This is a genomic window from Aeromonas sp. 25-AL00135 (assembly GCF_054052385.1).
This window is the reverse complement of record NZ_JBSTYQ010000028.1, coordinates 20270-32613: the sequence shown is the minus strand read 5'-3', so window position 1 is coordinate 32613 and position 12344 is coordinate 20270. Positions and strand designations below refer to the sequence as shown.

Below are 12344 nucleotides of genomic sequence, written 5' to 3'. Positions count from 1 at the left end.
GACCTGAATGTGCTTATCGAGAACGATGCTGCGTGGCATATCAAGCATGACGAGCATCGTGACATCGACAACGAGCGGGTCACCCGCATCAAGGCCAACGACCACCTGACGGTTGAAGGGGAGAAGCGTGACCAGATCAAGGCGGACTATTCGCTGACGGTGGATGCCTCCATGCACCAGAAGCTGGGGCAGTCACTGCTGGTTGATGCAGGCAGTGAAGTGCACCACAAAGCGGGGATGAAAATCGTGATGGAGGCTGGCTCCGAGATCACCCTGAAAGTCGGCGGCAGCTTTGTCAAGATTGATGCCGGTGGTGTCACCCTCTCTGGCGGCTCTATCAAGATGAACTCTGGCGGTAGTCCGAGTTCTGGCTCTGGCTGGGGCGGGCAGATGCCAATACAACCTGATGATGTGGAGGTGGTCTCCCCACCGCCCCCGGTCGACCCGGTGCGTCAGATTGCGACCCTGAAATCGGCCGAGCCAGTCTGCGAGATATGTGAGCAGCTGGCCAAGGAGGGCAAGTAATGGGATTGCCCGAGTTTGATCTGACGTTCGGTGAGCGGCTCTATTTGCTGCTCGATGGCGGGCAGATCCCTGAGCTTGAGCGCCAACTCTTTGAGATCAGCGACAGCCCGGCCTATCAGCCGCTCTATCTCTATGCCCCCTGGGATAGCCTGCGGGAGGTCTCTCCCTGTCTGGTGGAGGCCAGCGAGCCCTTGCTCAGCTGGTTTCAGCAGCAGCCTGCCAATACCGGATGGCTGCTTGCCTCGCCGCAGGCGCTATTACCGCTGGCTGACCAGCTGCGCCAGCTTATCGAGGTCGAAAGCCCCTATGGCAGCCGCATCTTGCTTAAACTGGCAGCCCCAGAAACCATGGCCTGCCTGATGGTAGATGCCGACCCCTGGCTGTGGCGGGGGATAACGCAAGTCTGGCTGCCGACCCGCACCGGTTGGCACCATTGGCAGGTCGAAGAGACGCTGGCTGACCCCATCGGTGATAAGTGCAGGCTCACTGACATTCAATGGACCCGGCTTGGTGAGGTGAGCTGGCAAAGCCTGCAGGATGCGGCTTATCGCCATATGCAGGCGTGGTTTCCCGCGAGGCTGGCGCAGCAGTCCGACCCAAAGGCATGGATTGCCCACTGGGCCAAACAGGCCTATCAACTGGGATTTCAGACCGAGCGCGACCAGCTGCTGTTTTTCAATGTGCTGGGATTTGTCGGCGAGGGATGGTGGCAGGGAGATGACTACCCGACCCTGACCAAACTGCTGACAGCGCCTTCGGCGCAAACCCCGTCACAACGTGTGGAGCTGGCAGCCAGTTGGGCTGAGCAGCACGCATTACCACAGGAGTTAAGCTAAATGGGCCAAACCTATCAGGTGAAACAGGGCGATACCCTGAGCGCCATTGCTCGTCGCAATAACACCTCTGTCGATGCCATTGCCAAACTCAACGGCATTGCTGATCCGGATAAAATTTATAGCGGGCAAACCCTGAAACTGCCGACATCGAACAGTGCAGCCACAACGGGCAACGCAGCGACCACTCCCAAGCATGGTGCCAATCAGACAGCAATGGCGACCAGCAACAAGGATTGCAAAAGCCCGGTTGGCACCTGTCCCTTTAAAAACAAAGATATCGCCCTGGTGCCAGTGCGCTATGCCCTTGATGAGCCTTTCGCACCTCCTCAGAAGCAGCCGCATCCATTATCCGCCGGAGCGGGTTTTGTTGCACCGCTCAAGCTCAAGGAAAGTTGTTATGCCCTGCGCCAACTGCGCGATGGCTGGCTCTATGTCTATGACGAAAAAGCCAAGGTGTTGGATGAATATGAAGTGAAAGATGCCACGTTCATCAGTCAGAGCAAGGGGAGCAAGGGCCATCTGCTCTACCCGGCGACTCATTCGTTGTCCCTCATTTACTCTCCCCAGCGTTGGACCGGGCGCATCAAGAAAGAGATGGAGAAGAACAGCGGCTTGCGCAGTGCCTGGATGCAGCAGGTGAAGCTGGGCAGTTTTGCAAGCATCATGAAGGCCGCACATTGTGGTTTGCCTGATGCTCTAGATAAGGTTGCGGATCTCGGTATGCCAAATAATGGCTTTGTGCTCTCTTGCACTCCACTGGCCAAGCCAGCCGAAGAGGATAAGCAAGGTATCAAACTGTTGGTACACAAGCCCGCGGCTTCACCAGCCGCCTACAAGGCGGGAATGCCGGATCCCCAAAGCGCTATGGTTGTGGCTCTGGAGGATCCGCTGGCCGATCTGGCAGACCTTTCCATGAAGGTCAATCAACTGTTGGCCAAGCGCGAAGCCTTGATGGGCAAGGATGAGAAACAGCGCAAGGCAAACACGCACAAGTTGATGATGGCCGAGGTGACGCGCAATCTGGCCCGGGTGCGCCTCGATGAGAAAGAGTTGCCCGCCTCCGTCAGGGGGAATGTGGCCAGGACCCATGCCTTTGAAGAGGCGCTGGATGATTATCTTGGGGATCGCTATCTCGCCGATATGGAGAACATGACGGCAGAGCCGGGTATGGTGAGGTTCGACTCCCCCATGACGAAACGAGCAGATGCCAAGCTAAAGATCCTGCGGGAACAATATGGTTTCAATCCATCCCACAAGCAGGTCAGTCAATGGAAAGAGCGCGCAGCGTTCCAGGACGAGGTCAAATGGAGTAGCCTCAATGCCTTTATCAAGCAGTATCAGGTGCCACTCAATGAACTGGATCTGGCGTTGGTGCGGGCCCATGAGGACCTGCGCAATGGCCTGACCCGCCTCAAGGCCGATCCGCTGCCCCTGGGGCTCGACAACTGCACGGCCGAAGGGCAAGCCTACCTGCAAACCCTGTTTGCCGAGGCAGGGCAGGCCCTCTCTCTCAGTTGCAGCACAGAGGACAACAAAAAAGCGCTGGAAAAACTGCTCGGCGAGAAGGTCAATGACAACTTGCTGGCGCTGGCCCCCTATGGTTTTGATGCGGCGCTGCACAAAGGGCTGAGTGAACAGACGGTCGACAATGTCTGGCTCAGCACCTCCTCTGGCGATATGACGGCCCTTTTCGGTAGAACGGCCGACCTGGAGGCGCTACTGGGTGACGACGGGCTCAAGCAAAAACCCTGGTTTCAGACTGTCGAGGCCGTGATTGACGCCATGAAAGCGGCAGCAACGTCATTGGCCAAGGGCGCTCACGCCCAGATCATGGCGGCCATCTTGCCCCACGCCTGGAAGAACAACCTGGCAGGTAATCTGAGGCTGGTGCTGCTGGAATCACTGCTCGGTGACCAGCCGCTGCAGGTCAACAGCGGCTATCGCATGCTCTCCAACAGCTTCCAGCAGAAGGTCTGGCTCATTGCCAAACAGATGGTGGCCATCAGCTCGCCACCACCGGGACACAACACCACAGTGCAGGCCATCAACGGCAATCTGCACAGTCTGCAGCAAAAGCTGGATGCCTTGATCGCCCGTGAGATGCCCATGCTGGTCAAACTCAAGGGTGAACTCTACCAGCAGCAGGCCAGACAATATATCGGCGACTATCTGGCAAGTGTGCGCAGTGGCGTAAATCAGCGCATCAGCGCCATGAACGAGAGAGTCCCCAATCTGACGACCTTTGGCGGCTTGGTGGCCCTGCTTAACCTCTGGAATCTGACGGTGGTCATGGCGGCTACGGCGCAAAATGCCCAGTCGGTTGGCCGGTTGCGCGCCAATATACAGCTGGGCTCGGCCTTCGCCTGGACCGGCAATGCCATCGCCGCGCTCTATCAGGGGGTGGTTTGGGAGCAGTTGAAGCCATTGTCAAGAAATGGCGAGCCATTACTTAGGATGTCCTTGAAAGAAGCTGGTGTCGGTGAGCATGCCGCGCTGGTGAAAACCTTCTCGCTGCGTATGCTGGCCTTCTCTGGCCTGGGCATGGCGGCGGCCGGGGCTGAGTTTTGGGATACTTTGCAGGCTAGTAAGGACCCCTTGATAAGCGGCATAGAGAAGACGCTCTTGCAGATGAAAGTGGGCGTATTGGGCGGACAATTCTTAATTTTTTTGGCACAGTTTGCGCAATTAGGCATCAATGGCTTGCTGGGCTATTCATCCATCGCAGCCATCTGTGCAAGCTGGATGGGCATTGGCTTCTTTGTGCTGGGAGCCGCCTATCTGGTCGTGACTGTACTGCTCAATATCTTTAAAACTTCGGATCTGGAAAAGTGGTTATTGCAATCCACTTGGGGCAATAACCCTGCTGGCTGGTCTGCCGAAGAGGAGCTGGCCCGCTTCGAGCTGCTAGTCAATAAACCGGGGGCCAGCCTAAGTGTGGTGCGCTCGGCCCCTCAGGGGTGGATGGACACGGGTCGCCCCCAATGGCAATTGCAGCTCTCGCTGCCTGCGCATTTGCGCGGGCAGACCATCGGGCTGAAGGTCATTAGCCAACCGCTCGCCAAGGCTGGCCAGATGATACCTGCCCGCACTAAAGAGGATGTGGCACGCTATCAGGTCGCCATGCAGCCCAAAACCCTGGAGACACAGCGCGGACGTTGGGATGAGCTGGTCTATACCTTGCCGCTGGGGGTCGATATCAATAGCGCCATCAAGCTGGAGCTGGGTTATCTCGGGGGCATGGTGCAGCAAGAATTTATCTTCAAGGGCAGCAGTAGCCGTAGCGGCCCAATCACATTGGCGACAAGCTCCGGCGGCTTGGGTACCATGCCCGCGCTGTTGGTTGGCAAGCAAGGGAACAGATAATGGACAACGCAAACGAAGTCATTGAGGTGAGCGAGCAGGAGACCCCTTTTCATCTGCTACCGCAGGAGGAGCAACAGCGCATTCTCGATGCCAATCAAAAAAGGGTGCGTGAAGCGCCAACCCTCCATGAATGGGATATCAGGGTTCCCACGCCATTAGCCTGGATTATCATCATAATAATGTGCCTCTTCTCGACACTATTTCTCGGGGGGGGAGGGCTGTTATTGACCGCGGGTGAGGATTGGAGCGGGGTATATATTATGTTGAGCGTCTCTGCTGTAATGACACCTTATTTTCGCTATTTGGTTATGGCAGATAAGGATTACCACTACCGGTTAACCACTGAAGGTGTCATCGTTACTTATCAGGATGCGATACCCGAAGCAGCCTATACCATAGTCCGTGGCTTGGCGTGGTTTGGCGTGGTGGTATGTGTGCTCGCGGTCGCCCTACTGGGGCCATTGGCCCTGGTGGGTGCCGGTGGCATGGCGCTTTTCGCTATATTTTTCACTGGTTTCCAGAAAGAGGTAACGACTCTATATCTTGGTTTCAATAAAAACTGTACTTATGTGTGTAAGGTTGTGAAAAAAAAATCTTTGATTAGATTTGAAACGGTTCCTTTCGAAGATGGTGCATTTTCAGATTTACACTGTGAACATAAGGATTTCATCTTCATCCTTAAGCTGCTTATGTCAGAACTTGATTGTAAAGAGTATAGGGAGTTCAATACCGAATTTTCCCTTCGCAGATCCCCTTTAGGCGTCCTTGATGTCGGCCTTAAAAGAAATTTTGATAAATAATGAGCTGTATTGGCAGGGCGAGATATCGAACGTTTTTCAGGCTAATGTCGAGCCAAAAAAAACAGAGATGGTTCATCAAATAAGCAGCCCAAAACCCTGGAGACACAGCGCGGACGTTGGGATGATCTGGTCTATACCCTGCCGCTGGGGGGCGATATCAATACCGCCATCAAGCTGGAGCTGGGTTATCTCGGGGGCATGGTGCAGCAAGAATTTATCTTCAAGGGCAGCAGTAGCAGTAGCGGCCCAATCACATTGGCGACAAGCTCCGGCGGCTTGGGTACCATGCCCGCGTTGATGGTCGGCAAGCAAGGGAACAGATAATGGACAATGCAAACGAAGTCATTGGGGCTAATGAGCAGGAGACCCCTTTTCATCTGCTACCGCAGGAGGAGCAACAGCGCATTATCGATGCCAACCAAAAAAGGGTGCGCGAAGCCCCGACTCTCCATGAATGGGATATCAGGGTTCCTACACCATTCGCTTGGCTAATGATTCTAACAGTTACAACAATTATGACGTTGTTCGCTGTGGGTTGCGTATTGCTTGCTGGTGATGGTGATTGGGGGGTTGCTTATCTAGCATTCTGTGTCGCTATGGCAATGACACCTTATTTTCGCTATTTGGTTATGGCAGATAAGGATTACCACTACCGGGTAACCACTGAGGGTGTCATCGTCACTTATCAGGATGCGATACCCGAAGTGGCCTATACCATAGTCCGTGGCTTGGCGTGGTTTGGTGTGGTGGTATGTGTGCTCGCGGTTGCCCTGCTGGGGCCATTGGCCCTGGTGGGTGCCGGTGGTATGGCGCTTTTGGCAGTATTTTTTACTGACTTTAAAAGTGAAGTGACAGAGCATGAAACCATGTTTAAAAAAGAGTGGCCCTACACGCTTTTTATTTCCAATAGGAAAAAAGCCCTGAGATTTGAATCCACACCCTTTAAATCAGCACATAGCGATAACATATATTGTAAATCTGAGGATTTTGGATGGGTCGTTGAACTTATTAAATCGCAGATTAGATGCGTCGAAATAAAATATATAAAGGGCCATCCTGTCACGTAAAGTTATTCACTAATAACAAGCACAGAGTCGATATGTAAATTAATCTGGGCTTGTTATTTAGATATTGAAAGGCGGAGGACGAGCTGGCTCGCTTCGATCTGCTGGTCAATAAACATTAAGCCATGGGGCAGAGAGGCTGTAATTCAGCTTTTCTGCCCCTTGATTGACCAATAATGGCACTATCTGTAACCGGCCCTGTTTTATTCGCCCCTTTTTCACTCAGCGAAGAATTTCTCATGACCCATCGAGTCCTATGGCTGGCACTGACTGCCAGCATCTTAACCGCCTGCTCTGCCACGGCGCCACGCACTGATGCCGAGCTATCCCAAGCCGCAAAGCAGGGGGATGGCCGCGCCCAGTATGAACTGGCCAGACGCCTAGCAACCCAACCCGATTACCCCAATGCCATGCACTGGATGCAGCAAGCGGCCGCGCAGTCTGGCCCCTTGGCCGCTGATAAACAGATCCGCGCCAATGCTGCTTGGCAAGTGGGTGACTGGTATCAGGCTGGGCTCGGGGAGCCCAAAAACCCGACGCTCGCTACCCAGTGGTGGCAGCGCTCTGCTCGCCTTGGCAACAGCAATGCCAGCTATCAGCTGGGCCTGATGTGTCAGGAGCAGCATCAGGGCAAGCTGGTCAGTGAATGCCTCGACTGGTTCGAGCAAGCCGCCAAACAGGATCATGCAGAGGCGCAATTGATCCTTGGGCAGTGGTATGCCAAGCAGCAGGGGGCGGATGAGGATGCCGTCAAGTGGTTGGAAAAAGCGGCAGAATTGGGCAATCGAGACGCTCAGTATCAGCTGGGCAAGCGCTATGAGCAGGGGAAAGGGGTGATCAAACGCCCGGATATTGCCCAGCGCTGGTTTGAGAAGGCGGCCGCCCAGCAGCAGCCGGATGCCTTGCTGTTGCTGGCTCGTCAGGCTACACCAACTGATGCTTTCGCGGCTTATCAGCGGGCTGCCAATGCGGGTTCTGCCGAAGCTGAACTATGGCTGGGTGTTGCTTATCTGGCGGGAGAGCAGGTGCAAGCTGATCCTGCGTTGGGCAGATATTGGTTGGAGTTGGCTGTGACTCATGGCTCGCATGAGGCGGAGTACCAACTGAGCTTGCAACAAACAGATGGCGTAGCCAGGCAGCATTGGTTGACTCTGGCTGCGGAAGGCGGGATCACCAAGGCCAGTTTCGAGCTGGCGCAGTTGCAGCAAGAGCAGGGTGAGTTGGAGCAAGCCAGAGCCAGCTATGCCAAAGCTGCTGGACAAGGTCATACCCAGGCTCAATATGCTTATGGCGAGATGCTGCGGCAGGGTTTGGGCGGTAAAGAGGACTATGTGCTGGCACTCAAGCAATATCGTCTGGCTGCCCAGCAGGGTGACCGGATGGCTCAATACCGTATGGGAACCATGCGTGAAGAGGGACTGGGAGCTCCGCGCAACCGGGTACATGCCTATGCCTGGTTATCTATGGCGGCAACAGAAGGGATGCCAGAAGCTGTGCAGGCTCGTGATGAGCTGGAAGCAGCGATGACCAAGCCGGAAGTCAAACAGGCGCAAAAGCTCTCTGAGCACTGGTTTGGCAAGATCGCCACTACCTGGCAAAAAGGCTGATAGCTTGACAGGCAAGTGGCCCTTCAGGGCCACTGTGTTATCCCATAGTATCTGGGTTTTGAGTGAAGGATGGGGCAATACGCTCACAAGCACGCCAGGGCCAAAAACGACCAAGGGGTTGGCATCATGAAGATGCCAACCCCTTGTTTTATATGGCGCTCCCGACTGGAGTCGAACCAGTGGCCTGTCCCTTAGGAGGGGACCGCTCTATCCTGCTGAGCTACGGGAGCTGTGTGGCGGGCATTATACAAGAAGCAACTCCCTTTTAAACCCTTGATTCTTATTCCAATACTGCCAAATCCCCATTCTGGATGTTAAACGGCGAATATTTGTTCTGGCTGCTGATGATGGCGCCATCGTCGAATACCTGCACCACCTCGAACAGACCATCGGCCGGGTTGCGCATCATGCGCGACTTGCCGTAGGGGTCGATGAAGTCGGCGTTGTGCTGGATGCGGAACTGATCGCCGAGTTTGACACCGTTGCGCCGTCCCAGATTGATGTAGGGACCTCGCTCGTTCTGACCTACCACTCTTGCAGTGACCGGGGCGCAGGTGAGCTGGGCTACCAGATCCTGAGCCGCCTGCTGCAACTGGTAGTTGACCTCCTGGCCATAGCTTGACTGCCAGAACTGGCCGCTGCTGCTGCCCACCTGTTCCCGCTTGCCAAAGGTCCAGGTAGCGCGCCCTTCGTAGACCTTGCGGTTGACCAGGCTGCCATTGATGCCGTCAAACAGGTAGAGCTGCATGCGAAAGTTACGTACGGGATCCTCATACCAGCTGGTCAGCTGGTTGCCTTGCGGCTCTATGGAGAGATCGTCGATGCTGCCGAGCACCAGATACTGGCTGTCGGTACGCAGGCTGAGCGCCTTGATCTCCTCGAGGGCGCTGCGATCTCCCTGTTGCAGATGGAGCGGATCGATGCGCAGGTTTTCATCCAGCCACTGGCGCACCGCGACCCCTTGCGGCGCATTGGCGAGAGTTTCGAACAGCCGCCGCGAGAGGTTTTCCGGCATGTCGTCCATGGCGCCGTAGCTGGCTTGGTCCGGATAGCGCATCCGCAGCCTCACCAGTGTCAAATCCTTGGCGAAGTGCTGGGTCTGGCAGATCTGGCGCTCGGCCTGAATGTCGGCCACTAGCGTGATATACATGCGGCCGTTGCGCACCTCTTCCCGCTTGAGCCGATACTGGCGAATGTCGCCGCCGGAGCGGATCTGGATCTGCTCGGATCGCAGGCTGCCATTTTCCAGACGCTGGACGCTGGAAACGGCCGCGCCGCTAGCCAGCAGCGCCTGACGCAGGGCGTCGCGGGTTGCCTGCTCGCGGGCATAGACTTCATCGCCCCCCAGAATGGCGGCGCTGCCCTGCGCTTCGATAAGCTCGGCTCGGGCGCTCAGGCTGGCCAGCAGCAGGGTCAACAGCAGCGGTAATTTCATAGCAGATACCTTGAGTTGGCGGGCCGCCGAGCCATTTTGAGGAAATGACGCCTGCTGGCCGACATGGATCACAACACGTTCCAAGTGGCAGCGCACGTTGGCGCTGACGATGTCCATTAAAAAGCAAGAATCATGCCTCATTCCCGGCTCAAGCTTTGTCCGGCGCGTCCGATAATAAGTCAGGTGCAGATACAGGAAAGGTATCCATGAACAAACTCATCACGGCGTTGGCGCTTGCCCTGGCATTGACCGGGTGTGGCTCCGACCCTATCAATCGGGATCAGGGTGACCCCCGCCAGGCGGCGCAGGGGATGGAGCTCAACTGGCTGGTGGCGCGTATGACCGACCAGCTGATGGAGCGCAAATCGCTGACCACCCTGACCGAACCCATCGCGGTGGCCTCTTTCGTCGATCTCGATACCCTGCAGGATACCAACTGGATGGGGCAGCAGATTGAGGAGAGCTTTATCTACGAGCTCAACCGCCGCGGCGAGGTGGTGGTGGACTTCAAGCTGACCGGCAGTATCAAGGTAACGCCGCAGGGGGACTTCGTGCTGAGCCGAAACTACAAGGAGCTCTCCTCCCGTTTGCCGATCTCCCGCATTCTGGTCGGCACCTTCAGTCGCAACAGCAAGGGGGTTCTGGTCAACGCCCGCATCATCGATATGCGCACCAAGATGGTGGAGACCACGGCCCAGAGCCTGATCCCGCAAAAATATCTGTTCGGTGCCAACAATTCGTTTGGTCGGGCATCGATCAATCGCGGTTATCTGATGCGTGACAGTCAGGCGAGGCCGGGCGGTCATCTGGTCAACCTGACCCCGTGAGGAGCGAGTCATGAAGATCCTGTTTGGTTGCCTGTTGGCACTCTTGCTCACCGGTTGCAGCTACAACCGGGTGGTGGATTACACCCAGGGTGGCAAGCCCGATGATTTTCCGGTGCTCAAGGCGGTGGGGTATGCGGTGATCGACATCCAGCCCGGTCCCTCCCAGTCGGAGAAGATGCTGCAAGCCATTCGCGCTTCCAAGATGGATGCTTATCGCGAGCTGGCAGAGCAGCTCAATGGTCAGCAGGTGCGCGGCCAGAGCAGCTATCGTGACCTGACCCAGACCTCCAACTCGCTGGATGTGTCGGTCGCCGGTGTGGTGCGTGGTGCCCGGGTGGTTGCCTCTTATCCGCGCGGTAACACCTATGCCACCGAGATGGAGCTCGATACCCGTGCCCTCTACAACATCAATCAGTTGATGGCGGGTCAGTTCTGAGTTGAATGCCTGACCTGAAAACAGGCATCAAAACAAAAGGCGAGCAGGGTGCTCGCCTTTTGTCGTTGTGGGCTGGTTAGCTCCCCATCAGCACCGGCGGCACTGCGGTGGGTTTCACATCCTCGCTCGGGTAGCAGCCAAGCACCTTGATATAGCGGGTGATCTTGGTCAGCTCCACCAGTGCGGCCTGCATCGCCGGGGTCTGCAGGTTGGCGGAGACATCTAGGTAGAACATCTCTTCCCACGGGTTGCCCTGCACCGGACGGGATTCGAGCTTGGTCATGTTGATCTCGTGGCTGCGCAGTACCAGCAGCGCCTCGACCAGCGAACCCGGCTTCTGGGAGGTGGACATGATGAGGGTGGTCTTGGCCGGGATCTGCGGCGCCACGTCGATGGGCTTGCGCGCCACCACGATGAAGCGGCTGTAGTTCTCTTTCTGGTTGGCGAGCTGCTCGGCCAGCACGTCCAGACCATACAGTTCGCCACCGGCGGCGCTGCCGATGGCGGCGGCCTCCGGGCTGGCCAGTTCTTTCACCTTCATCATGGCACTGGAGGAGGAGTCGCAGATCTCGTGACGGGCTCCTTCCAGCTTGCTCAGATAGTGGGAGCACTGCTGGAACACCTGCGGGTGGGCATAGAAGGTCTTGATGCGGCTCAGCTCGGTCGGTACGGCGGTGAGGATGCAGTGCTCGATGGGGTAGGTTAGCTCGCCGACGATGGAGAGGCTGGTATGCTGCATCACGTCATAGACTTCGTTGATAGAGCCAGAGCTGGTGTTCTCGATGGGCAGCACGCCGAAGGCGGCGCGGCCTGACTCCACCGCATCCAGCACTTCGCGGAAGTTCTGGCAGTTCACCTCGATCACCTGATCCTTGTAGCGCGCCAGATATTTGCGGGCGGCCAGGCTGGAATAGGAACCGCGCGGCCCCAGATAGGCGACGCTGGTCATCGGCTCCTGCTGCTCCGGGTTGAGCAGGCTCTGCAGATAGGCCTGCTGGGAGAGCACAGAGTCTTCGATGATGGTGTGATAGATGCGGGTGATGTACTGGGCATCCAGCCCCAGCACGCGCCCTTTCTGGATCAGGGCGACCAGCAGCTCCTGTTCCCGCTGGTGGTCACGGATGGGGCGCGGGTTGGCTTGCTTGGCACGGGCGACCTCGATGCTGAGGGTCTTGCGTTTCGCCAGCAGGGCAAGCAGCTCCTGATCCAACCGGGTGATGTCTTGTCTGATCTCGTCGAGCGTTGCCATGATTGTTCCCTATCCAAGTAATCGATTGATATTAATGCAAAAAAAAGCCTCCGCTAGGGGAGGCTCGATTCGTCTTTGCTTTCTGTTCACACGACGACAGGCCTTCCCTCAAGCGGGCCGGATAAACGAGAAAGCAAAGAAGAATGGTGCGTGCATAAGTGTGTCCTTGAAGTAACGTCATAACCATTAAGGGATTTGCCGG

10 protein-coding genes, 1 tRNA gene and 1 other annotated feature are annotated in these 12344 nt (G+C 56.4%); of the genes, 8 read left to right on the top strand and 3 right to left on the bottom strand.

Features of this window, described 5'->3' with window-relative positions; translation table 11 throughout:
• The 6 genes from ACW5XC_RS19600 to ACW5XC_RS19575 all read left to right on the top strand — a co-directional run.
• Positions 1-525 (top strand): bacteriophage T4 gp5 trimerisation domain-containing protein (locus ACW5XC_RS19600; RefSeq protein WP_456516105.1); only part of this gene is annotated, 525 nt, incomplete at its 5' end.
• Positions 525-1361: a DUF4123 domain-containing protein gene (locus ACW5XC_RS19595; protein ID WP_042054403.1), complete on the top strand. Its 837-nt coding sequence runs from the start codon at positions 525-527 to the stop codon at positions 1359-1361. The genes ACW5XC_RS19600 and ACW5XC_RS19595, both read left to right, overlap by 1 nt.
• Positions 1362-4724: a toxin VasX gene (locus ACW5XC_RS19590; protein WP_042054404.1), complete on the top strand. Its 3363-nt coding sequence runs from the start codon at positions 1362-1364 to the stop codon at positions 4722-4724.
• The gene (locus ACW5XC_RS19585; protein WP_052451217.1) at positions 4724-5524 is read left to right on the top strand and encodes a hypothetical protein; all 801 of its coding nucleotides are present in this window, start codon (positions 4724-4726) and stop codon (positions 5522-5524) included. The genes ACW5XC_RS19590 and ACW5XC_RS19585 overlap by 1 nt, the downstream gene beginning before the upstream one ends.
• A 323-nt stretch (positions 5525-5847) precedes the next feature.
• The gene (locus tag ACW5XC_RS19580) at positions 5848-6591 is read left to right on the top strand and encodes a hypothetical protein (protein ID WP_052451219.1); all 744 of its coding nucleotides are present in this window, start codon (positions 5848-5850) and stop codon (positions 6589-6591) included.
• A 236-nt stretch (positions 6592-6827) separates the two neighbouring features.
• Positions 6828-8195, top strand: coding sequence for a tetratricopeptide repeat protein (locus ACW5XC_RS19575; protein ID WP_042054405.1), 1368 nt, complete (start codon positions 6828-6830; stop codon positions 8193-8195).
• 153 nt (positions 8196-8348) lie between these two features.
• Here ACW5XC_RS19575 and ACW5XC_RS19570 read toward each other — a convergent pair.
• Together ACW5XC_RS19570 and ACW5XC_RS19565 are read right to left on the bottom strand one after the other, a co-directional pair.
• Positions 8349-8425: transfer RNA gene (locus ACW5XC_RS19570), tRNA-Arg, on the bottom strand.
• 50 nt (positions 8426-8475) lie between these two features.
• A complete protein-coding gene (locus ACW5XC_RS19565; RefSeq protein WP_019446850.1) occupies positions 8476-9630 on the bottom strand; it encodes a flagellar assembly protein FlgT in 1155 nt (384 codons plus the stop codon).
• A gap of 206 nt (positions 9631-9836) precedes the next feature.
• Between ACW5XC_RS19565 and ACW5XC_RS19560 the strand changes: the two genes are divergently transcribed.
• Positions 9837-10457, top strand: a complete 621-nt coding sequence (locus ACW5XC_RS19560) for a FlgO family outer membrane protein (RefSeq protein ID WP_042054406.1) — start codon at positions 9837-9839, stop codon at positions 10455-10457.
• 10 nt (positions 10458-10467) lie between these two features.
• Positions 10468-10893 (top strand): LPP20 family lipoprotein, encoded by a 426-nt coding sequence (locus ACW5XC_RS19555; protein WP_005349622.1) that lies wholly within the window; start codon positions 10468-10470, stop codon positions 10891-10893.
• A gap of 76 nt (positions 10894-10969) precedes the next feature.
• On the opposite strand, the gene pheA is transcribed toward ACW5XC_RS19555, so the two are convergent.
• Positions 10970-12142, bottom strand: coding sequence for a prephenate dehydratase (gene pheA / locus ACW5XC_RS19550; RefSeq protein ID WP_005343631.1), 1173 nt, complete (start codon positions 12140-12142; stop codon positions 10970-10972).
• Positions 12143-12180: 38 nt separating this feature from the next.
• Positions 12181-12302, bottom strand: a sequence feature (Phe leader region).
• Positions 12303-12344: the final 42 nt, after the last annotated feature.